Origin of the sequence: Nonomuraea sp. NPDC001831 (genome assembly GCF_042892035.1) — a bacterium.
Classification (GTDB): Bacteria; Actinomycetota; Actinomycetes; order Streptosporangiales; family Streptosporangiaceae; genus Nonomuraea.
In genome coordinates this window covers 745,366-766,619 of record NZ_JBIATU010000002.1, presented here as the reverse complement: position 1 = coordinate 766,619, position 21,254 = coordinate 745,366, and the positions used below count along the sequence as shown (strand labels likewise).

The 21,254-nt window shown below is 70.6% G+C and carries 18 protein-coding genes; 10 read left to right on the top strand and 8 right to left on the bottom strand.

Annotated features, from left to right (window positions below):
* Window positions 1-4 precede the first annotated feature (4 nt).
* The 3 genes from ACFYYW_RS09060 to ACFYYW_RS09050 are packed head-to-tail and all read right to left on the bottom strand — an operon-like array spanning window position 5 to window position 3,272.
* Entirely contained in the window at window positions 5-1,318 is a 1,314-nt protein-coding gene (locus tag ACFYYW_RS09060) for a DUF4350 domain-containing protein (protein WP_387646712.1), read from the bottom strand.
* Window positions 1,315-1,941: a DUF4129 domain-containing protein gene (locus ACFYYW_RS09055; RefSeq protein WP_364413564.1), complete on the bottom strand. Its 627-nt coding sequence runs from the start codon at window positions 1,939-1,941 to the stop codon at window positions 1,315-1,317. Before ACFYYW_RS09055 ends, ACFYYW_RS09060 begins: the two co-directional genes overlap by 4 nt.
* On the bottom strand, window positions 1,938-3,272 hold the full coding sequence (locus tag ACFYYW_RS09050) for a glycerophosphoryl diester phosphodiesterase membrane domain-containing protein (RefSeq protein WP_387646708.1): 1,335 nt from the start codon (window positions 3,270-3,272) through the stop codon (window positions 1,938-1,940). The genes ACFYYW_RS09055 and ACFYYW_RS09050 overlap by 4 nt, the downstream gene beginning before the upstream one ends.
* Window positions 3,273-3,540: 268 nt before the next feature.
* Here ACFYYW_RS09050 and mtrA point away from each other — a divergent pair, with 268 nt between their 5' ends.
* The 6 genes from mtrA (at window position 3,541) to ACFYYW_RS09020 (ending at window position 10,796) form a co-directional block, all read left to right on the top strand.
* Window positions 3,541-4,218: an MtrAB system response regulator MtrA gene (gene mtrA / locus ACFYYW_RS09045; RefSeq protein ID WP_043620615.1), complete on the top strand. Its 678-nt coding sequence runs from the start codon at window positions 3,541-3,543 to the stop codon at window positions 4,216-4,218.
* A gap of 18 nt (window positions 4,219-4,236) precedes the next feature.
* Window positions 4,237-5,973 (top strand): MtrAB system histidine kinase MtrB, encoded by a 1,737-nt coding sequence (gene mtrB, locus ACFYYW_RS09040; protein WP_387646705.1) that lies wholly within the window; start codon window positions 4,237-4,239, stop codon window positions 5,971-5,973.
* Window positions 5,960-7,684, top strand: a complete 1,725-nt coding sequence (locus ACFYYW_RS09035) for an LpqB family beta-propeller domain-containing protein (protein ID WP_352326273.1) — start codon at window positions 5,960-5,962, stop codon at window positions 7,682-7,684. Before mtrB ends, ACFYYW_RS09035 begins: the two co-directional genes overlap by 14 nt.
* A 233-nt stretch (window positions 7,685-7,917) precedes the next feature.
* Window positions 7,918-8,541, top strand: a complete 624-nt coding sequence (locus ACFYYW_RS09030) for a ComF family protein (protein WP_387646702.1) — start codon at window positions 7,918-7,920, stop codon at window positions 8,539-8,541.
* Between the two features lie 626 nt (window positions 8,542-9,167).
* Window positions 9,168-9,833, top strand: coding sequence for a ribosome hibernation-promoting factor, HPF/YfiA family (gene hpf, locus ACFYYW_RS09025; RefSeq protein WP_352326270.1), 666 nt, complete (start codon window positions 9,168-9,170; stop codon window positions 9,831-9,833).
* 264 nt (window positions 9,834-10,097) lie between these two features.
* A complete protein-coding gene (locus tag ACFYYW_RS09020) occupies window positions 10,098-10,796 on the top strand; it encodes a response regulator transcription factor (protein ID WP_352326269.1) in 699 nt (232 codons plus the stop codon).
* A gap of 163 nt (window positions 10,797-10,959) precedes the next feature.
* Here the strand turns inward: ACFYYW_RS09020 and ACFYYW_RS09015 are convergent, their stop codons facing one another.
* Together ACFYYW_RS09015 and ACFYYW_RS09010 are read right to left on the bottom strand one after the other, a co-directional pair.
* Complete coding sequence (locus ACFYYW_RS09015; RefSeq protein WP_387646698.1) at window positions 10,960-12,153, bottom strand: winged helix-turn-helix domain-containing protein; 1,194 nt, start codon at window positions 12,151-12,153, stop codon at window positions 10,960-10,962.
* A 280-nt stretch (window positions 12,154-12,433) separates the two neighbouring features.
* Window positions 12,434-12,694: an HGxxPAAW family protein gene (locus ACFYYW_RS09010; protein ID WP_352326267.1), complete on the bottom strand. Its 261-nt coding sequence runs from the start codon at window positions 12,692-12,694 to the stop codon at window positions 12,434-12,436.
* Window positions 12,695-12,918: 224 nt separating this feature from the next.
* On the opposite strand from ACFYYW_RS09010, the gene secA reads away from it, so the two are divergent.
* Window positions 12,919-15,708, top strand: coding sequence for a preprotein translocase subunit SecA (secA, locus tag ACFYYW_RS09005; protein WP_387646695.1), 2,790 nt, complete (start codon window positions 12,919-12,921; stop codon window positions 15,706-15,708).
* Window positions 15,709-15,787: 79 nt separating this feature from the next.
* Here the strand turns inward: secA and ACFYYW_RS09000 are convergent, their stop codons facing one another.
* The 3 genes from ACFYYW_RS09000 to ACFYYW_RS08990 form a co-directional block, all read right to left on the bottom strand.
* Entirely contained in the window at window positions 15,788-17,062 is a 1,275-nt protein-coding gene (locus ACFYYW_RS09000) for a PTS transporter subunit EIIC (protein ID WP_387646692.1), read from the bottom strand.
* A gap of 79 nt (window positions 17,063-17,141) precedes the next feature.
* Window positions 17,142-18,458, bottom strand: a complete 1,317-nt coding sequence (locus ACFYYW_RS08995) for a PTS transporter subunit EIIC (protein WP_352321669.1) — start codon at window positions 18,456-18,458, stop codon at window positions 17,142-17,144.
* A 69-nt stretch (window positions 18,459-18,527) separates the two neighbouring features.
* Window positions 18,528-19,268 (bottom strand): GntR family transcriptional regulator, encoded by a 741-nt coding sequence (locus ACFYYW_RS08990; RefSeq protein WP_352321671.1) that lies wholly within the window; start codon window positions 19,266-19,268, stop codon window positions 18,528-18,530.
* A 173-nt stretch (window positions 19,269-19,441) separates the two neighbouring features.
* On the opposite strand from ACFYYW_RS08990, the gene ACFYYW_RS08985 reads away from it, so the two are divergent.
* From ACFYYW_RS08985 to ACFYYW_RS08975, 3 genes are read left to right on the top strand one after another with little or no spacing between them, the layout of a single operon-like run.
* Window positions 19,442-20,476 carry an SIS domain-containing protein gene (locus tag ACFYYW_RS08985; RefSeq protein ID WP_352321673.1) on the top strand — a complete coding sequence of 345 codons (1,035 nt, stop codon included), beginning with the start codon at window positions 19,442-19,444 and terminating at the stop codon, window positions 20,474-20,476.
* Between the two features lie 51 nt (window positions 20,477-20,527).
* The gene (locus ACFYYW_RS08980; protein WP_125632338.1) at window positions 20,528-20,764 is read left to right on the top strand and encodes a glucose PTS transporter subunit EIIB; all 237 of its coding nucleotides are present in this window, start codon (window positions 20,528-20,530) and stop codon (window positions 20,762-20,764) included.
* Window positions 20,765-20,774: 10 nt separating this feature from the next.
* Entirely contained in the window at window positions 20,775-21,221 is a 447-nt protein-coding gene (locus ACFYYW_RS08975) for a PTS glucose transporter subunit IIA (RefSeq protein ID WP_352321675.1), read from the top strand.
* Window positions 21,222-21,254 lie beyond the last annotated feature (33 nt).

Genomic DNA, 21,254 nt, shown 5'->3' with positions numbered 1-21,254 from the left:
CTCCTCAGAGTTCACTGACCTGCCTTTCGATGGAGTCCAAGTACCCGGCCAGCGCGACGAGCCCGGCGTCGTCGGCCGGCGGCGGGCCGTACAGTGCGGCGCCGACCACCTGCGGGTCGTCGGCGATCCGCGCCGCCAGGGCCGCGACCAGCTCGTGCGGCCCGGCGCCCTGGGCCAGGCCCAGGCGGGGCGTGAGCCGGTCGACCGTGCCGGCGCGCAGCGAATCGGCGGCCCGCTGCCTGGCCCTCCTGGCGCGGTAGAGCCTGCCGCGGCCCTCGACCGTCTCGGCGGCCCGCACGACGACGGGCAGCTTCTCGGTCACCACCGGCCCGAGGCGGCGTCCCCGCCAGAACGCGACGAGCGCCACGGTCAGGCAGGTCATCAGGATCGCCCACGGCACGCTCGGGGGCATCAGCTCGTACATCGACTTGCCCTCGGAGCCGGGCAGGTCGAGCGGGGGCGGACTGTCCGGGCGGACCAGCCAGGTGACGGGCCTGCCGGTGCCGACGAGGTTGAGCGCGAGGGCCGCGTTGCCGTCCTCGGGCAGGCGCAGGTTGGTCATGAACTCGCCGTCGCCGACGACCGTGGTGGTGGCGCCGTCGGCGGTGCGGTAGCTGACCAGGGAGTAGCCCTCGCCCGCCGGGTAGCAGGAGGCGGCGCCGGGCGGGCCGGTCAGCACCAGGCCGCCGACGTACGCGCTGCCGGCCCGCGTGGCGGCGGGCAGCGCGCACCCGGGCTCGCGGGAGCGCACCCGCGACGGCTCGCGCTCGGTGCTCGTCCCGGGGGCCAGGACGGCGAGGCCGGGCAGGTCGCCGACGATCAGCCGGTCGCCGGGGATCTCGGCGAGCCGGTGCTCGTCGAGGTAGGTCAGGTCGGTGACCAGCAGCAGCCGGCCGCCGCCCGCGGCCTTGGCGGCGGCCGCCTCGACCGAGTCGACCCGGTCGACCTGGACGCCCCGCGCCCGCAGCAGCTCCGCCAGCGCCTTCGACCCGGCCAGCGAGGTGTCGGCGGGGTCGAGAAAACGCGACGGGCCACGCTGCGGGCCGAACAACACCGCGGCCGCCGCGACCAGGACGACCACCAGGCCGAGCAGGACGATCATGCGACTCGCCCGCCAGGTGGAGCGGGCGGTGGGGGAGGTGGCGGCGGAGGGCCCGGCCGCCCCCGGCGCGGAGGTGGTCACCGTGGCGGTGTCCGCGCCCGGCGCGGAGGTGGTCACCGTGGGGGTGTTCGCGCCCGGCGCGGAGGTGGCCCTTGGCGCGGCGTCCGCGTTCGGCGCGCTGCCGGGCGCGGCCGGTTCGGAGTTCCAGATGCTCACGACGGGCCGCCTCCCACGGCGAGCGGGACGGGCCGCGCCTGGCGCAGCCGCTCGTCCAGATCGCTCATCGCCTGGTAGGCGGCCTGCGTGCCGGGCACGCCGCCGTAGCTGACGTCGTCGAACGAGCGCGCGGCGGCGGCCAGCTCGGCGGCGAAGCCGGGCAGCGCCCTGCCCGCCTCGGCGGCCAGCTCGTCGGCCGTGCGGCCCGGCATGCCGTCCACCAGGGCGCGTTCCTCCAGGTCGCGGGCGATGGCGCGGAGGCGTTCGCGGATGGCCTGCGTCCAGTCGCCCTCGGCGGCCAGGCGTTCGGCGGCGCTGCGGTGCTCGGCGGCGTTGAGCACGCGCTCGCCGTAGAGGCCGCCGGCGGCCATGGCGTTCCTGCGGGCGGTCCTGCGCAGCCGCCAGGCGACCAGCAGGATCACGCCCAGGATGATGACCGTGATCACGACCGCGGCGATGATCCCGCCCGCCGGCCCGCCGCCCGTCACGGCGTCGGTCAGGTCGCCGATGAACTGCATGAAACGCCGGTAGAGCTGGTCGAACAGGGATTCCTTCTCGTATCCGGGCTTGAGGAGCTCCTCGGCCGCCTTGCGCGCCGCCTCCTCCCGGCCGACCGGGCTCACGACCTGGCTGAGTTGGACGGGTGCCAGAGGTCGTCGGCCGAGGCGTGCACCCAACCCTGGCGCTGCTGCTCGATCGCCGCCGTCTGCAGCACGAGGTCGAACGCCTCGCCGCGCATGCGCCGGTCTGCGTAGAGCAGGCCGGAGACGCCGGCCTGGAAGGGATAGGCGAACATCGAGCTCAGCGTGGCGCCGGCGGCGATGAACACCGCCGCGACCACGGCCGACCCCGGCGAGCCGCCGCCGAGCATGCCGATCAGCGTCCCGCCGAACGAGAACGGCACCGACAGCACCCCCGACACCAGGCCGACCAGCAGCGACGTCAGCAGCAGGATGCCGAGCACCCGCCAGAAGTCACCGGTCACCAGGTGCCACGAGCGCCGCATCGCGTCGATCGGCCCTCTGCCCTCCAGCACCACGGCGGGCGCGGCGAACGCGAAGCGCGTGGTGATGAACAGGTAGTAGGGGATGAACAGCAGGACGAACAGCGCCAACACGCCGAGGGTCAGCCCGACCCCCTCGGAGGAGGAGGAGACGTTCATCGCCAGCGCCACCACGACCAGCGTGAGGACGATCAGGGGCACGACCATCATGACGGCCATCAGCCCGACGACCCCGAACAGCGCCGGGAGCCGGCCCTTGCTGAGGTGCCAGGCCTCGGCGGCGGTGATGTTGCCGCCGAAGACGGCCCGGCCGAGGATGCGCGTCAGCACGCCGGTCAGCACCGTGACCACGACGAACTGGATCGCGTACGAGACCAGCATGCCGCCGTACTGGGCGACGACGCCGTAGAAGCTGTCGAGACCGGCGGAGGAGGCGGCCTGCGGGTCGTCGAAGACGTCGCCCATCGAGGTGAGCATGACCGCCTGCCCCACGGCCAGCGGCACCGCGCCGAGCAGGGCGGCGACGGCGGACAGGCCGAGCACGGCCTTGGGGTTGGACCTGATCAGCTTGATCGTGCCGTCGAGGATGTCGCCGAGCCCCAGCGGCCGCAGCGGGATGATGCCGGGCCGCAGCGCGGGCGGCGGCATGTAGCCGTAGCCGTAGCCGGGCTGCTGGTATCCGGCCTGCTGGTAGCCGCCCTGGGGGTGGCCCGGTTGCGAAGGACCGGACTGCGGGTGGCCCGGCTGGGGGTAGGGTGGCTGAGGCCCCGGCGGGCCGTAGGGCGGCGGCTGGGGGGCTTCGCCCTGCGGCTCGTACGGTTGGCCGTACGGCGTCTGCGTGGGCGATCCCGGCGCGGTCCACGGTGAAGCCTGCGGGGCGCTGTAGGGCGGGGGCTGTTCGGCAGACCAGCCTGGGGGCGTCTCGGGCGTGCGTCCGTGACCGTCTGACATATCCCAATCCTGGCACGCTGGGCGGGTGGCTGGTGTCACCGAGGTGATTCGCCGGCTCATCTTGCCCGCATTTATCGGCGAAACGGGGCAAGGAAGGCAGCCGGGGATGGCCGAAAGTCGCTCCGTTACCGCAGACTGGGTTTGTGGTTGCCGGGGGAACCTAAAATTCGCCTTTCGCAGGGCTCATGTCCCACACATGGGCCGACCAAGGGTAACCTTCAGCGATCGTGCGGGTATGTCCCACAATGCGTAGAACGAATGAGGGGCCATGAAAGGTCGCGTGCTGGTCGTCGACGACGACGCCGCTCTCGCCGAGATGCTCGGCATCGTGTTGCGCGGAGAAGGCTTCGAGCCGTCCTTCGTCTCCGACGGCGACAAGGCCCTCGACGCGTTCCGGGATACACGCCCGGACCTTGTCCTGCTCGACCTGATGCTGCCGGGCGCCGACGGCATCGACGTGGCGCGCCGGATCAGGGCGGAGTCGGGGGTGCCGATCGTGATGCTCACCGCCAAGAGCGACACGATCGACGTCGTGCTCGGGCTGGAGTCCGGCGCCGACGACTACATCGTCAAGCCGTTCAAGCCCAAGGAGCTCGTGGCGCGGGTGCGGGCGCGGCTGCGCCGCACCGACGAGCCGACGCCGGAGATCCTGCAGATCGGCGACATCACCATCGACGTGGCCGGCCACTCGGTCAAGCGCGGCGAGGAGACGATCAACCTCACGCCGCTGGAGTTCGACCTGCTCGTCGCCCTGGCCCGCAAGCCGCGCCAGGTCTTCACCCGCGAGGTCCTGCTGGAGCAGGTCTGGGGCTACCGGCACGCCGCCGACACCCGGCTGGTGAACGTGCACGTGCAGCGGCTCCGCGCCAAGATCGAGAAGGACCCTGAGCACCCCGAGATCGTCGTGACGGTCCGCGGCGTGGGCTACAAAGCCGGCCCCGCCTAGCCTTCGCCCCGCCCCGCCATGCCCCCGACCAGGAAAGCCCGCCGACGGACGATCCGCCAGATTCTGGGCGGCGTCCGCCGGAGGGTGCGCCGTGCGGCGGGCCGGGTGCGCAGCGTGTGGCGGCGCTCGCTCCAGCTCCAGGTGGTCACCAGCACGCTGGTGATCTCCGTGACCGTCGTGGTCGTGCTCGGCACGTTCCTGTCCGACGAGATCAACAGGTCCGTGGTCGCGAGCAGCCAGCAGTCGTCGCTCAACGAGGCGTACGCCGACCGGCTGCAGATCGCCGACGCGCTGATCCCGCCCTCCGACGACGGCGCCAAGGCCCCCGACACCGACCAGAAGGTCAACCCGCTCGACGAGGTCATGGACACCGTCACCGGCTCGGGCGAGGACGGCTCCAAGAAGCGCTACGACGTTCTCATACTCAACGAGGCCAAGCCCGGCATGTCGCGGGCCTCGGGCCGGGTGGTGCAGGCCGACGTGCCCGCCTCGCTCCGGCAGCGCCTGCAGAAGTACATGAACCGGGCCGAGTACGGCAAGACCGAGATCCAGATCGAGTCGATCAGGTTCGCCGGGCAGCGCCAGGCCACGCTGACGTTCGTGGTCGGCGGCGTCGTGCACGAGCCCACGACCGGCCAGGACTACCAGGTCTACCACTTCTTCCCGTTCAGCGAGGAAGAGGAGCTGCTGTCCAACGTCCGGCTGGCCATCGTCGTCGTGGGGCTCGGGCTCGTGCTGCTGCTGGCCGCCATCGCCTACCTGGTCGCCCGGCAGGTCGTCACGCCCGTGCGGCTGGCCCGCCAGGCCGCCGAGCGCCTGGCCGCCGGCAAACTGGACGAACGCCTCAAGGTGCGCGGCGAGGACGACCTGGCCCGCCTGGCGAACTCGTTCAACGAGATGGCCGCCAATCTGGCGCTCAAGATCCACCAGCTTGAGGAGCTGTCGCAGGTCCAGCGCCAGTTCGTCTCCGACGTCTCCCACGAGCTGCGCACGCCGCTGACCACCGTCCGCATGGCCGCCGACCTGCTGTACGACGCCCGCGAGGACTTCGACCCCATGGCCGCCCGCTCGGCCGAGCTGATGCAGGCCCAGCTCGAACGGTTCGAGTCGATGCTGGCCGACCTGCTGGAGATCAGCCGCTACGACGCCGGCGCCGCCACGCTCGACGTCGACTCCGTGGACATGCGCGACGTCGTCCACCGGGCCATCGCCGACTCCGAGGCGCTGGCCGAGCGCCACTCCACCCGCTTCGACATCCGCCTGCCGCACGAGCCGTGCATGGTCGAGGTCGACAACCGCCGCGTCGAGCGCATCCTGCGCAACCTGCTGTTCAACGCCATCGAGCACGGCGAGGGCCGGGAGATCGTGGTGACCGTGGGGGCCGACCGGGACGCCGTCGCCGTCGCCGTCCGCGACCACGGCATCGGGCTCAAGCCGGGCGAGGAGACGATGGTGTTCGACCGGTTCTGGCGGGCCGACCCGTCCAGGGCCAGGACCATCGGCGGCACCGGGCTCGGCCTGGCCATCTCCCGCGAGGACGCCACGCTGCACGGCGGCTGGCTCCAGGCGTGGGGGCAGCCGGGCGAGGGCTCGCAGTTCCGCCTCACGCTGCCCAGGCTGGCCGGGGCCGACCTGAAGGGCTCGCCGCTGTCGCTGGTGCCGCCCGAGATCGAGATGCGGCGCACCTGGCGCAGCCACATGACGCCGGTGCTGCTCCCGGCCTCGGGGGACGGAGGCGGCCATGAGGAGGACTAGACGGGTGGGCGCCGCGGTCGCCCTCGCCGCGGCCGTGGCCTGCGCGGGCTCGGGGTGCACCGTGATCCCGGTGAGCGGGCCGTACACGGTGAGCGACACCGGGGGCGGCGACCCGCTGAACAAGCCGTTCCAGCGCATGATCGCCGTCCCGCCGCGCGACGACTGGGACCCCGACCACCTCATCAGGGGGCTCCAGGCGGCCATGGCGGCCTACCCCGACGACCCCGCCGTGCTGGCCAGGTACCTGACGCCCAAGGCCCAGGCCAAGTGGAAGCCGTCCGGGCCGGTGACGGTGATCGAGGACGCGTTCCAGGTGGAGTACCCGGGGGAGGGCGACGAGGCGGAGACGTACGGGCTCAAGGGCAAGCAGGTCGCCCGCATCGACCCCGACGACGCGTACGTGCCGCTGTCGGGGAACGCGCCCGAGCGGCTGTTCGTGCTGAAGAAGGACGCCCGGGGCGTCTACCGGGTCGACGACCTGCCGGACGGGCTGCTGCTCACCAAGTCCGACGTGGCGCGGGCGTACCGGCTGACCAACCTGTACTACCTCAACAGCGCCCGCGAGCGCCTGGTCGTCGACCGGGTGTGCCTGCGGCTCAAGCCGACCGAGACCTTCGCCCAGACCATCGTCAAGCGGCTGCTCAAGGGGCCGAGCAGCGCGCTGCGCGGCGCCGTGGGCACCGTCTTCCCCGAGGGCACGAAGGTCGAGTCGGTCGGCACCGGCGACGACCGCGTCCTGATCAACTTCTCGGGCCCGCTCCTGCCGCTCGACCTGGCCGAGAAGGCCGCCCTGGTGGCGCAGCTCAAGTACAGCCTGACCACCAACAAGGTCGCCAACAGCCGCACCATCGAGGTGCAGCTCGACGGCGAGCAGTACTGGACCGAGCCGCCCAACCTGGACGGCCACTGGCTGGACAACGGCGGCTTCACGCCGTACTACACCAGCAAGGGGTCCGTGCACGTCATGAGCGACGACGGGGCCGGCGTCGCCGTGTCCGGGCCGGCGGGGGAGGGGAACACCGACTTCAGGGCGTTCGCGCTGTCCACGCAGCAGACCGGCGCGATCGTCGCGGCGCGCACCTCCACCGGCATCTCGATCGCCGGGCTCACCCCCGAGGGCCGCTGGCAGCAGGTCATCGAGGGCGCGGACCTCACCGACCCCACCTGGCGCCGCGACGGCTCCCTGTGGACGTTCGACCAGCACAACAAGGTGGTCCTGCGGTACGACCCCAACGGCGGGCGCGGCCCCGAGCGCGTCTCCGCCCCCGGGCTCGACGGCCTCGACGTCACCGCGTTCCGGATCGCCAGGGACGGCGTGCGGGTGGCCCTGCGCACCGGCAAGAACACCGTGCAGCTCGGGGCGCTGAGCGAGGGGCTCAACGGGCCCATGCTCGGCAACCTCCAGACGCTGACCTCGACGGAGGTCGAGTACAAGATCGAGGACATCGCCTGGGAGGACGACGAGCACCTGCTCGTCCTCATCCAGAGCAAGGCCGGGCAGATCCTGAACGAGATCGACATCGGTGACGGCGAGACCATCGGGATCCCGCTGAAGGACCGCCTGGCGGGGGTGACGGCGCTGAACGGGCGGGTGCTCGCGGAGGCGAGCACCGAGAAGGGTCCCAAGATCATCGAGCTCAACCAGGACCGCCAGGGCTGGACCAGCAAGATCGAACCCAACGCCAAGAACCCGTTCTTCCCCCTGGGCTGACCCCGTCGGGGGCACCGCCTCCGCCGGGAGGAGTGTCCTGGGAACGGTCCTCCACTCGGACTGAGGGGCGCGTAGCCCGCGCCGTCTCCCTCCTGATCTGAACCGGTGGAACTGTCGGTGGTGGCGGGCATGCTGGGGACGTGTTGGCGGGTGTGCTTGATGTGTTCCTGCCGCAGTCCTGCGTGGGCTGCGGGCGTGCCGGGGCGCGGTGTTGCGCCGGGTGCGCGGCCGGGATGGCGGTCGCGCCCGCCAGGCGCGGGCCCGAGCCGGGCCCGCCCGGCCTGCCGGAGTGCTGGTCGGCCACGTCGTACGAGGGCGCGGCCCGCGCGGCGATCCTGGCGTACAAGGAGCGGGGGGCGGTGGGGCTGGCCGGCGTGCTGGCGCAGGTGCTGGCGTTCACCGTGCTCACGGCGCTGGGCGCAGGGGCCGGAGCTGAGGCCGGGCCGGCGGCCGGGTCCGGGGCGGGGTGGGCGCGGGGGCCGTTCGCCGTCGTGCCGGTGCCGAGCGCGAGGAGGGCGCTGCGGGTCCGCGGGCACGATCCCATGGGCCGGGTGGCGGTGCTCGTCGCCCGTCATCTGGTCGCGTCCGGCGTGCCGGCCGAGCCGTGGCCGGCGCTGCGGCAGGCTCGCCGGGTGGCCGACCAGGCGGGCCTGAGCTCCACGCAGCGCGCCGCGAACCTCGCCGGGTCCCTCTGTGTGGCCCGGCGCGCGAAAGGCCCTCCAGCGCCGTCTGCGCTGCTGCTGGACGACGTCGTGACCACCGGAGCCTCGCTCACCGAAGCCGCGCGAGCACTGCGCGCCGCCGGCCTGCGGGTGCCGATGGCGGCCACCGTCGCCGCGACACGCCGAAGATCTTGAAACGCTCGGCATCACTGTCGGTAAAGAAAGATCCAATTCTTGGGGACGTCTTGAAGGGGGGCTGTCTCTTCCTGGGAACAAGAGGCAGCACAGGTCAGGCGACCGGAACGCGCGTGGCCGCAGGGGTTGGCGTGCGGTGGCGTCGGGGTCATTCGGGCGTCCGGAACTCCGGGAAAATCACGGAAAGTGATCCTTCGGCCGAGCCTCCGGCTGACATTCGCCCAGGATGCGGATAGCGTTCTGACATGGCACCCGTCCGGGTCCGTGGTTGCGCAGAGCCGGTGTCCCCGGCTCTGCTAGCCGAGGCCAGCCGCAGGCAAAACGGTCCACGTAAGGCGACTCTTTGTCGACCGATCACGGTGCGGCTTAGGGGTAAGTCCTGCCTTCCCGAGGGTCCAGATGTCCCTCGTCAGAAGAGAAGGGCAGTAGTGGCAACAGAGCTGCGAAATCCTCAGCAGGCGAATGTGGGGTCGAAGACCAGGTCGGCCGGACGGGTGCCACCCGAGATCCCGGTGACGTCGTGGCGGAAGAGGGTAGCGGTGACAGAGAGGCGGACAGGAAACCCCGTCCGGTACGCACATCGTCGGGCGCTCTTGCTCAGTCGTTAGACGAAGGGGGGCTGTTGCATGGACATCATCGTCAAGGGTCGGCACACAGGAGTGAGTGACCGGTTCCGAGACCAGGTGACGACCAAGCTGGCCAGGATCGAACGTCTGGACAACAAACTCATCCGAGTCGATGTGGAGGTGTCCAAAGAACGCAACCCTCGCCTCGCCGACCAGCGCGAGCGCGTCGAACTCACCATCCATTCGAAAGGCCCGGCCATCCGCGCCGAAGCCTCGGCCGACGACCGGTTCGTAGCCCTCGACATAGCCCTCGACAAGCTGGAAGGCCGCCTGCGCAGGCTGGCCGACCGGCGCAAGGTCCATCACGGCAACCACTGCCCGCCCTCGGTGGCGGAGCTCACCGCGACGCTCCCTGACGTCGCCGGCCCGCCGTCCAGGGGAGCCAAGCCCGTCCCCGAGCCGGCCGAGTCCTACGAGGACCTGCCGGTGCAGGAGGACAAGATCGACGACGACATCGTCCCGATCGAGATGGACGGCGACGGCCCGCTCGTCGTGCGGGAGAAGTTCCACAAGGCGGAACCCATGACCATCGACCAGGCCATGCTCGAGATGGAACTGGTCGGGCACGACTTCTACCTGTTCCGTGACAAGGAGAGCGGCCTGCCGAGCGTGGTCTACAACCGGCGCGGGTACAACTACGGCGTGTTGCGGCTCATAGAGCCCTGATCGCACACCGGAAGATCTTCTCGACCACCCGAGGACCGTGCCATACGTGCCATCATGGCGGTCCGACGGCTCTGGCCCCCCGACGAGGAGGAGACGTGAGCGAGCTCAGTCAGGTTCAGATGAGCGAGCGAAGCGAGGGTACTGACGGGACAACCGCCACGCGGACCGCCGCTACGGCCCCGACCGGGCGTGACAGCGGAGCGGCCGTCCGATGAGCAGGTTCCCCGTGAGCAAGGCAGGCGCGAGCCGGACCGAGGAGGGCTCGTGACCGAGTCCGGCGAGGTCCGCACGGCAGACAGCGAGCCGATCCGCGTGCTGATCGTTGACGATCACGAGCTGATCCGGCGAAGCCTGGCGTTGACGCTGGCCGCGGAGCCCGACATCGAGGTGGTCGGTGAGGCGAGCGACGGGCAGGAGGCGGTCGAACTGGCCGACCGCCTCATGCCCGACGTCGCGCTGATGGACGTGCGCATGCCCCGGCAGGACGGGATCGAGGCGACCAAGAGCATCAGGGCCTCCGTCCCGAGCACCCGCATCATCATGCTGACGGTGAGCGACGAGGAGGAGGACCTCTTCGAGGCCATCAAGGCCGGCGCCACCGGTTACCTGCTGAAGGACGTGCAGATCAACGACGTGCCCGCCGCGGTGCGGGGCGTGCACGAGGGCCAGTCCTTAATCAACCCGGCGATGGCCGCCAAGCTCATCAGCGAGTTCGCGAACATGAGCCGCAAGGAGGCCGAACGCCCGCCGCAGCTGCCCGTGCCCCGGCTGACCGACCGCGAGATGGAGGTCCTGCGCCTGGTCGCCAAGGGCATGAACAACCGCGAGATCGCCAAGCAGCTGTTCATCTCCGAGAACACGGTGAAGAACCACGTCCGCAACATCCTCGACAAGCTTCAGCTGCACTCGCGGATGGAAGCGGTGGTCTACGCGGTGCGCGAACGCATGCTGGAGATCACATGACCCTGGCGCGGGCCCGTGCGAAGGCCGCCGGCCGCGCCCCCGAACCCGTTCCCCGGGGACGGTGACCCGGCGCGATCGCCGTCACTCGTCCCCAGTTCCCCTTCTCCGGGCGCGGCTGGCGTGGCGGGCGCGGCCGTGACGCCGGCCCGCCGCCCGGCCCGAGCTACGGCCGGGGCCCGGTCAGGAGCTGGGCGAGCTCCGGAGGGTCGGTGCGTTCGACGCGGACGGCGTCGCAGCCCACCCAGTCGGCGGCCGACCACAGGGCGTCGCGCAGGGCGTCGGCCCACTTGGCCGGGGACAGGCCGGGCTCCAGGTGCACCTGACGGGCGACCAGCGTGGTGCCCTCGCGAGCCGGGTCGACCCGGCCGATCAGGCGGCCCCCGGCCAGCACCGGCATCGTGAAGTAGCCGTGGACGCGCTTCTCCTTGGGCACGTAGAGCTCAAGCTGGTACTTGAAGCCGAAGACGCGCTCGGTGCGGCCGCGGTGCCAGATCAGGGAGTCGAACGGCGACAGCAGCGTCGTGCGGTGGCGGCCGCGCGGCTCGGACTCCAGAGCCTGCGGATCGGCCCACGCGTTGGCCTGGCCCTTCTTGGCCGGCCAGCCCGCCACCGTGACCGGCGCCAGCCCGGCGGCGCCGCTGAGCAGCGCCTGGTCGAGCATCGCCGCGTACTTGCCCTTGAGCCGCAGGAAGTCGAGCAGGTCGGTGCGGTTGGCCACCCCGAGAGACCGGCCCGCGATGGCGGCCAGCAGGACGACGCACTCCTCATCGGGCAGGTCGTCGGCCAGCAGGTCGGCGGGCACGACGCGCTCGGTCAGGTCGTAGACGCGACGCCAGCCGACGCGGCGCACGCAGGTGATCTCACCGATGTCGAGCAGCCACTCCAGCCCGATCTTGGAGTCGGACCAGTCCCACCACGGGCCGCCGTTCTTGGCGCCGCCGACGTCGGACGTGGTGAGCGGGCCGGAGTCGCGCACCTGCTGCAGCAGCTTGTCGACGCTGTCGGGCACCTCGTGCCAGCGGTAGCGCCGGTCGCGGTAGGCGCGGCGCCGGAAGGCGTAGAGCGGCCAGTGCTCGATGGGCAGGATGCAGGCGGCGTGACACCAGTACTCGAAGCTCTGGGCGGGATCGTGCCAGTAGGCGCGCTCGACCGCGGGCCTGCCCACCGCGCCCAGGCGCGCGTAGGCGACCAGCTCGTGGGAGCGGGCCAGCACGGAGATCGTGTCGAGCTGCACGGCGCCGAGCCGGCGCAGCATGCCGCGCACCCCGCCCTTGCGCGCGTCGGCGCCGATGAGCCCCTGGGCACGCAGGATGACCCGGCGCGCCTCGTCGGCGGTCAGGTCGGTCACGTTCGTCATGCGGCGAACCCCGGGTGGCTTTGGGGGACGGTAGGGCTATCCATGGGAGGAATTTAGCGGCGCCCACCGACAGAATCGGCCCGCCCCCGGTCCGCCCCCGGTCCGCCCCCGGCCGGCCCTCCCGGCCCGTCCCGGACCGGGAGGGCCGGCCGGCCGAGGGGCGACACGCCGATGTACCGGGGTTGGGGAATTGGATGCCGAGAACAAAGAGTCCGGAAGGGGGCCGGGCATGGGAACGGCGGGCGCCCGGTCCGTCGGGGCCCGCCGTGTGCCGGGTGGGTCAGCGGTGGTCTTCGGCGCGCATGCCGACGCGCGGCGCGTCGATCACCACGTCCGTGAAGATGTCGAAGACGAGGGCGAGGATGCCGCCGACGACGAACATGCCGGCGCCGACCCAGACCAGCGTCCAGTTGTCGGCAGTCAGCCCGAAGCCGGCCACGATGGTGCCCACCACCATGACAGTCACGGCCAGCCACGAGGAGGCGCGCCCGCCGTGGCTGCCGAGATTCTCCGTGTGCTCGGACTTCTTCCCCTCAACCATGACTAATCCTTCCTTTGCCGGATATCCCGCTATTGGTGCGAACCGGCGCTCAACCGGCATACCCTCTGCCTTGGCCCCATTCTCCCAGACGTGTCCGGCGCCCTCGTCGTCACGGTGGCTGTGTCTGGTTGCGGAACCGCCTACGATGGCAACCGGGGAAGTTTGTCTCGGCCTCTCCTCCTGGCGGCGCCGCCGGGGTAGACCTGCGAGGAGCTTTACATAAAGTGGCAGCCATTCTCGACAAGATCCTACGTGCCGGCGAAGGCAAGACTCTGCGCAAGCTCAAGCGGATCGCCGATCAGGTCAACTCCATCGAGGACGACTTCACGAGCCTGTCCGACGCGGAGTTGCGCGCGCTGACCGACGAGTTCAAGCAGCGCTACGCCGACGGCGAGAGCCTCGACGATCTGCTTCCCGAGGCGTTCGCGACCGTGCGCGAGGCGGCCCGCCGCGTGCTCGGCCAGCGGCACTTCGACGTGCAGATCATGGGCGGGGCCAACCTGCACATGGGCAACATCTCCGAAATGAAGACGGGTGAGGGCAAGACCCTGACCTGTACGCTGCCGGCTTATCTCAACGCGCTGGCGGGCAACGGCGTCCACGTCATCACCGTCAACGACTACCTGGTCAAGGTCGGCGCCGAGAACATGGGCCGCGTCTACCGCTTCCTGGGCATGGAAGTCGGCATGATCCTCTCCGGCCAGGCGCCGGACGAGCGGCGCAAGCAGTACCAAGCGGATATCACGTACGGCACCAACAACGAGTTCGGCTTCGACTACCTCCGCGACAACATGGCGTGGTCGCTGGAGGAGTGCGTCCAGCGCGGCCACCACTACGCCATCGTCGACGAGGTCGACTCGATCCTCATCGACGAGGCCCGCACGCCGCTGATCATCTCCGGCCCCGGCGAGCAGTCGGGCAAGTGGTACAGCGAGTTCGCCAAGATCGTTCCCCGGCTGCGCAAGGGCGTCGAGGCGAAGAACCCGGGCGAGGAGAGCACCGGCGACTACATCGTCGACGAGAAGAAGCGCACGGTCGGCGTCCTGGAGGCCGGCGTCGAGAAGGTCGAGGACTGGCTCGGCATCGACAACCTCTACAAGCCCGAGCACACCCACCTGGTCGGCTTCCTGAACAACGCGCTCAAGGCGAAAGAGCTGTTCAAGAAGGACAAGGACTACATCGTCGCCGACGGCGAGGTGCTCATCGTCGACGAGTTCACCGGCCGCGTGCTGCACGGCCGGCGCTACAACGAGGGCATGCACCAGGCCATCGAGGCCAAAGAGGGCGTGAAGATCAAGGACGAGAACCAGACTCTCGCCACGGTCACCCTCCAGAACTACTTCCGCCTCTACACCAAGCTGTCCGGCATGACCGGTACGGCGGTCACCGAGGCCAACGAGTTCCACCAGACGTACAAGCTGGGCGTCGTCCCGATCCCGACCAACCGGCCGATGGTCCGCAAGGACCAGCCCGACGTGGTCTACAAGACCGAGGACGCCAAGTTCAACGCGGTGGTCGAGGACATCAAGGAGCGTCACGAGGCCGGGCAGCCGGTCCTCGTCGGCACGACCTCGGTGGAGAAGTCCGAGCGGCTGTCCAAGGCGCTCAAGCGCCGGGGCGTGGCGCACGAGGTGCTCAACGCCAAGAACCACGCGCGTGAGGCGGCGATCGTCGCCGAGGCGGGCCGCAAGGGCGCCGTCACCGTCGCCACGAACATGGCCGGTCGAGGCACCGACATCATGCTCGGCGGCAACTCCGAGTTCCGCGCCGACCTCGAGCTGCGCCAGCGCGGCCTCGACCCGGTCGAGACGCCGGAGGAGTACGAGAAGGCCTACCCCGAGGCGCTGGAGAAGGCCAGGGCGGCCGTCAAGGCCGAGCACGACGAGGTCACCAAGCTCGGCGGCCTCTACGTGCTGGGCACCGAGCGCCACGAGTCGCGCCGCATCGACAACCAGCTCCGCGGCCGTTCCGGCCGTCAGGGCGACCCCGGCGAGTCGCGTTTCTACCTCTCGCTCGGCGACGACCTCATGCGCCTGTTCAACGCGGCCAGGGTCGAGATGATCATGAACCGGCTGAGCATCCCCGACGACCAGCCGATCGAGTCGGGCATCGTCTCCAAGGCCATCGCCTCCGCCCAGCACCAGGTCGAGCAGCAGAACTTCGAGATCCGCAAGGAAGTTCTGAAGTACGACGAGGTCATGAACCGGCAGCGCAAGGTGATCTACTCCGAGCGCCGCCGCGTGCTGGAGGGCGCCGACCTGCACGAGCAGGTGCGCGGCTTCATCGGCGACGTGATCGACGGCTACGTCGCGGGCGCCACCTCCGAGGGCTTCGCCGAGGAGTGGGACCTCGACCGGCTCTGGAAGGCGTTCGGCGACCTCTACCCCGTCACGGTCACGATCGACAACCTCGTCGAGGAGGCCGGCGGCCGCGAGGAGCTGACCGCCGAGTTCATCTCCGAGAAGATCAAGGCCGACGCCCTGGAGGCGTACGCCAGGCGTGAGGAGCAGCTCGGGGCGGAGGCCACGCGCAACTTCGAGCGCCAGGTCATCCTGTCGGTGCTCGACCGCAAGTGGCGCGAGCACCTCTACGAGATGGACTACCTGCGCGAGGGCATCGGCATGCGGGCCTACGCGCAGAAGGACCCGCAGATCGAGTACCAGCGCGAGGGCTTCGAGATGTTCTCCGCGATGCTGGAGGGCATCAAGGAGGACTCCGTCGGCTTCCTGTTCAACCTCGAGGTCGAGGTGCAGGAGAACCCGATCGTCGAGGAGGAGGACGCCGCGGTCACCGAGACGCGGTCGATCATCTCCACCGCCCTGCGCGCGCCGCAGCGCCCGACCGAGCTCGAGTACTCCGCCCCCGGTGAGCAGGGCGACGTCGAGCACACGCGGGTGCGCACCACGTCGGCCGAGCGGGCCGCGTACGGGAACGTCGAGCGCAACGCGCCCTGCCCCTGCGGGTCGGGCAAGAAGTACAAGCGCTGCCACGGCGACCCGAAGAACGCCGTCTGACACGCTGAGGCGAGCCTGAGCGGGCCCCCGTCCCCCTGCGCGAGCAGGGGGGCGGGGGCTTCGTCGTTCGCGGGGGCGGCTAGGGAGCCGGCGTCGCGGGGGGTTCGTGGCCGGGGGTGGGGATGTTCAGGCGGCGGATCAGGAACGCGAAGATCAGATAATAGAGAACGAAATACAGCAGCCCGAAGCCGATGATCAGGCCGAGCCTATGGGTGTTCGATTTGCTGGCGTTCAGCAGCATGTCTATGGCCCCGCCGGAGAAGGTGAAGCCGAGCCGCGCGCCCCATTCCGCCATGAGGGCCATCGACAGCCCGGTCAGCAGGGCGTGCACCACGAAAAGCACCGGCGCGACGAAAATGAAGGCGAATTCCAGCGGCTCGGTTATGCCGGTGATGAATGCCGTCAGCCCCGCCGACAACATGATGCCGCCCACGGACTTGCGGCGTTCCGGCGGGGCCGCCCGCCACATGGCGATGGCGGCCCCGAGCAGCCCGAACATCATGACGGGGAAGAAGCCGGTCATGAAGATGCCGGCGCCCTGCTCGCCGGCGAAGTAGCAGTTCAGGTCGCCGGCGGCGTCCCGGGTGGCGCCGTGCACGCCGGCGTGGCACTCGGGCAGGGTGAACCAGACGATGGTGTTGAGGAAGTGGTGCAGGCCGACGGGGATCAGCAGCCGGTTGGCCACGCCGTAGATGCCGGTGCCCGTGGTGCCGTGGGCCGAGAGCCAGTCGCCGACGCCGGACAGCCAGTCGCCCACCGGCCGCCAGGCCAGCCCGAACACGACGCCGAGCAGCAGGGCGGCGACGGCGGTGATGATCGGGACCGAGCGGCGGCCGCCGAAGAAGGCCAGCCATGGGGGCGGTTTCAGCCGGTAGAAGCGCTGCCAGAGCAGCGCCGCGGTGATGCCGATGACGATGCCGCCGAGCACGCCGGTGGGGTTCTGGGCCCCCAGATCGAGCATCGGCCCCTGCGGGGTGGTGACGACGACCTTGTCGTAGACCGCGCCGTGGCCCGCGTCGTAGAAGAGCGTGCGGCTGACGCGGTCGAACACCAGGTAGCCGACCAGGGCGGCGAGCGCGGTGGAGCCGTCCGACTTGCGCGCGAAGCCGATCGCGACGCCGATCGCGAACAGGACGGGCAGGTTGTCGAACAGGGCGCCGCCGGCCGCGGCCAGGACGTTGGCGACGGGCAGCATCCACGGCAGGAGGCCGCCGAGGCCGTCCTTGCCGAGCAGGTCGTCCTGGCCGAAGCGGAAGAGCAGGCCGGCGGCGGGCAGCACGGCGATGGGCATCATGAGCGAGCGGCCGATGCGCTGCAACACCGCGAACGTGGCCGACCAGGGCGACGCGCCCATGGTCCTCACCCCCGCTCGGTGGTCCGTCAGCGGGGGAATGCCAGGTTCCTACCACGGCGGGCGTGGCGGAAAACGGGCGCTAGGTCTCGCCGGAGTCGAGGTCGGGCTCGGGTTCCCGGCCCGGCGTCATGATGTCGAACCTGCGGATGAGGAAGGTGAACACGACGTAGTACACGACGCCGTAGATCAGGCCGAGCAGCAGGATGCCGGGCACGTTCTGGGTGTTGGACTTGCTGACGTTCAGCAGCATGTCCAGCAGGCCCGCGGAGAAGCCGAAGCCGAGCTGCCCGCCGATGAGCGTGGTGAGCGCCATCGCCAGGCCGGTCAGGACGGCGTGCGCGACCAGCAGCGCGGGCGCGACGAAGATGAACGCGAACTCGATCGGCTCGGTGATGCCGGTGACGAACGAGGCCAGCCCGGCCGAGAGCATGATGCCGCCCACCGTGGCCCGGCGGTGCGGGGGCGCGGCCCGCCACATGGCCAGGGCGGCGGCCGGCAGGGCGAACATCATGACGGGGAAGAAGCCGGCCATGAACTGGCCGGAGTGCGGGGCGCCGCCGAAGTAGCAGTTCCAGTCGCCGCCCAGCACGTGACCGCCCACCTCGCACTGCGGCACGACGTACCAGACGACCGAGTTCACGAAGTGGTGCAGGCCGAGCGGGATGAGCAGGCGGTTGATCAGGCCGTAGATGCCGGTGCCGATCGGGCCGATGGCGGCCAGGGCCTCGCCGGCGTGCCGGATCCACTCGCCGAGGACCGGCCAGAGCCAGCCGAACAGCACGCCGAGGAGCAGCGCGACGATGGAGGTGATGATCGGCACGAACCGGCGTCCGCCGAAGAAGGCCAGCCACGGCGGCAGCTTGATGCGGTGGAAGCGCTGCCACAGCAGCGCGGTGACCAGGCCCATCACGATGCCGCCGAGCACCTTGGTGGGGTTCTGCATGCCGTAGTTGATGACCTCTTTGATGCCCTGGTCCTGGACCTGGCGGATGGCCACGGTGTCGCGGATGTCGGAGCCGAAGAACATCACCTTGGTCACCCGGTCGAACACCAGGTAGCCGACGACGGCCGCCAGCGCCGTGGTGCCGTCGGCCTTGCGGGCGAAGCCGATGGCCACGCCCACCGCGAACAGCAGCGGCAGGTTCTGGAACAGCGCGTCCCCGGCCGCGGCCAGCACCTCGGCGACCTGGCTCATCCACGCGAACCCGGGCACGTCGGCCAGGCCGCCGGGGGCGGGGCCGTTGGAGCCCAGCATGTCGGGCTGTCCGAACCGGAAGAGCAGCGCGGCCGCGGGCAGGGCCGCGATGGGCAGCATGAGCGAGCGGCCCAGCCGCTGGAGCACGTTCATCACGCGTGCGAACGGCGAAGGCCGGGCGGCGGCGGTGGTCTCGTTCACCGGGCGTTCCTCCGGGGGGTGGGAGTCAGGTGTCCGCCGGGCAGGCCGTCCGGGCCCGGCGGAGTGGCCCTAGCCCCGTCTAACGGGCATTTCGAGGATGGTCCGCAGCTGATAGCGGTCAGCGCGGTAGGTGGACACGCCGAGCTCCGCGCAGACGCCGCCGGAGAAGGACCTGCGCTGGAGCAGCAGCACGGCGCCGCCGCGCGGCAGCTTCAGCAGGTCGGCGTCGCTCGGGTCGGCGATGCCGCCGTCGATGGTGAGCTCGCCGGCGTCCATGACCAGCCCGTAGCGGCTCTCCAGCAGCTCGTACAGTGATTTGTCCGACAGGTCGTCGTCGGCCAGGTCGGGGGCGAGCTTGACCGGGATGTGTGCCCGTTCGATGGACAGCGGCTCGCCGTCGGCCGTGCGCAGGCGTTCGATGAAGTGCACTTCCTCACCCGGCTGGATCCCCAGCTCCTTGGCCAGGTGAGCGCTGGCCCGCACGATGCGGCGGTCGAGGTCGCGCGAGCCCGGGATCATCCCGCGCGCCCTCATGTCGTCGGTGAACGACGTGAGCTGCAACGCCAGCTCGATCTTGGGCCTGGCCACGAACGTGCCCTTGCCCGGCACGCGGTGCAGGCGGCCCTCGGAGACCAGGTGGTCGACGGCCTGCCGCACGGTCATCCTGGACAGGCCGAACCGCTGGCAGAGCTCGCGCTCGGACGGGATGGCCGCGCCGATGCTGAGCTCGTCGCTGTCAATGAGGTCCAGCAGGATCTCGCGAAGCTGGAAGTACTTGGGCACCGGGCTATCCGGATCGATGTGCGCCACGGATCCTCCCCTCGATCGGCAGAAATCTGGATCTGGTGGTGCGGCAGTCTATGGGCAGATTTCGTGTTTGGTGGCCATGGGCTATGGTTCGTACTGGTCTAGTCCGGACTAGACCACATGTCGCGAAAGACGGTCAAGTCCGACACCGTATTGAATCGAGGGATGAGCTCAGGATGACCACCAAGATGCGCAGTGAGATCGCCGAGCAGCCGGAGGCGCTGCGGGCCACGCTCGACGCCCTGCTCCCCAGGGTGGGCGAGGTGAAGGCGGTGGGCGAGCAGACTCGCCAGCTGCTGTTCATCGCGCGTGGAACCTCCGACAACGCCGCAGTCTACGGCCGCTACCTGGTCGAGTCCCACGCGGGCCGGATGGGCGCGCTGGCGGCGCCGTCCATCGCGACGACCTACCGGCGCAAGCTCGACCTCGACGGCGTGCTGGCCGTCGCGATCTCCCAGTCGGGCCGTACGGAGGAGATCGTCGAGACCCTGGCCTGGGCCAAGGACTGCGGCGCGAAGACGGTCGGCATCACCAACGGCGGCGAGGACAGCCCGCTCGCCCAGGCGGCCGACGTCGCGCTGTGCACGCTGGCCGGCGAGGAGAAGGCCGTCCCGGCGACCAAGACCTACACCACGCAGCTCGCCGCGCTGGCGGTGCTCGCGCTGGGCCTGGGCGCCGACGTGGACGCCGAGGACCTGCGGCGGGTGCCCGACGCGGTCGAGAAGCTGATCGCCGAGCCGGGCGACCTGGACGCGGTCGTCGAGGGGCTGCTGGACAAGCCGGGCGTGGTGGTGTCCGGACGCGGGCTGGCCTTCTCCACGGCCCTGGAGACCGCGCTCAAGCTCAAGGAGGCCTGCTACCTGCACGCCATGGGCCTGTCCTACGCCGACCTGCTGCACGGCCCGATCGCCGTGGTCGACGCCGACACCCCGGCGCTGCTGGTGGCCGCCGAGAACAGCCCCACGCTGTCCGGCACGGTGGCCCTGGCCGAGCGGGTCGTGGCGGCGGGCGCGGCGGCGTACACGATCGGCGGCGGCGACGCGCTCGCGCAGGCCGGCACGGCCGCGCTGAACGGCCCCGACCTGCCCGAATGGGTGGCGCCGATGGGCCTGATCATCCCCGGCCAGCTCCTCACCGAAGCGCTGGCCCGGCGCCTCGGCATCGACCCCGACTCGCCGCGCGGGCTCAACAAGGTCACGCAGACGGACTGAGCGGGGCGCCTCGTTTAGCCTGGTCACGGAGTTGGAACGAGGGAGGACCGGATGGCGGCGGATGTGAATGCGATCATCGCCGGTCTCGGCGGTGCCGACAACATCATCGAGATCGAGCCCTGCATCACCCGGTTGCGCACCGAGGTGCACGACGCGTCCAAGGTCGACCAGGCCGCCCTGCGGGCGGCGGGGGCGCACGGCGTGATGGCCGCGGGGAACGTGGTCCAGGTCGTCGTGGGGCCCGAGGCGGACACGATCGCCAGCGACATCGAGGACATCATCGGCTAAGGGCGAGACCATGACGACTGTTCTCGCCCCGGTCGAGGGGGCGGCTGTGGGGTTGGCCGCCGTGCCCGATCCGGTCTTCTCCGCGGGCATGGTGGGACCGGGAACGGCGATCGACCCGCTGCGGGGGCCCGGCAAGGCCGTAGCCCCCATAGCGGGAAAAATTATGAAACTGCATCCGCATGCCTACGTCATCGTGGGGGACGACGGCAGGGGCGTGCTGGTGCACCTGGGCATCGACACGGTCCAGCTCAAGGGGAAGGGGTTCCAGCTGCTGGCGGCCGAGGGCGACAGGGTCAGCGCGGGGCAGCCCGTGGTGGCGTGGGACCCGTCCGTCGTCGAGGCCGGCGGACGGTCCCCGGTCTGCCCCGTCGTGGCGCTGGACGCCCTCCCGGAGTCGGTGGCCGGCATCGTCCAGGGGGCGGTGCACGTGGGGGACGAGCTGTTCACATGGACGTAGAGACCGTCGGCGCGGTCCCCGAGACCGGCGTAC

Coding starts and splice junctions, on each gene's coding strand:
- hpf (WP_352326270.1), top strand. CDS start 9,168: ATGGACATCATCGTCAAGGGTCGGCACACAGGAGTGAGTGACCGGTTC.
- ACFYYW_RS09030 (WP_387646702.1), top strand. CDS start 7,918: ATGGCGGTCGCGCCCGCCAGGCGCGGGCCCGAGCCGGGCCCGCCCGGC.
- ACFYYW_RS09050 (WP_387646708.1), bottom strand. CDS start 3,272: ATGTCAGACGGTCACGGACGCACGCCCGAGACGCCCCCAGGCTGGTCT.
- ACFYYW_RS09015 (WP_387646698.1), bottom strand. CDS start 12,153: ATGACGAACGTGACCGACCTGACCGCCGACGAGGCGCGCCGGGTCATC.
- ACFYYW_RS08980 (WP_125632338.1), top strand. CDS start 20,528: ATGGCGGCGGATGTGAATGCGATCATCGCCGGTCTCGGCGGTGCCGAC.
- ACFYYW_RS09000 (WP_387646692.1), bottom strand. CDS start 17,062: ATGGGCGCGTCGCCCTGGTCGGCCACGTTCGCGGTGTTGCAGCGCATC.
- mtrA (WP_043620615.1), top strand. CDS start 3,541: ATGAAAGGTCGCGTGCTGGTCGTCGACGACGACGCCGCTCTCGCCGAG.
- ACFYYW_RS08985 (WP_352321673.1), top strand. CDS start 19,442: ATGACCACCAAGATGCGCAGTGAGATCGCCGAGCAGCCGGAGGCGCTG.
- ACFYYW_RS08975 (WP_352321675.1), top strand. CDS start 20,775: ATGACGACTGTTCTCGCCCCGGTCGAGGGGGCGGCTGTGGGGTTGGCC.
- ACFYYW_RS09035 (WP_352326273.1), top strand. CDS start 5,960: ATGAGGAGGACTAGACGGGTGGGCGCCGCGGTCGCCCTCGCCGCGGCC.
- ACFYYW_RS09010 (WP_352326267.1), bottom strand. CDS start 12,694: ATGGTTGAGGGGAAGAAGTCCGAGCACACGGAGAATCTCGGCAGCCAC.
- mtrB (WP_387646705.1), top strand. CDS start 4,237: ATGCCCCCGACCAGGAAAGCCCGCCGACGGACGATCCGCCAGATTCTG.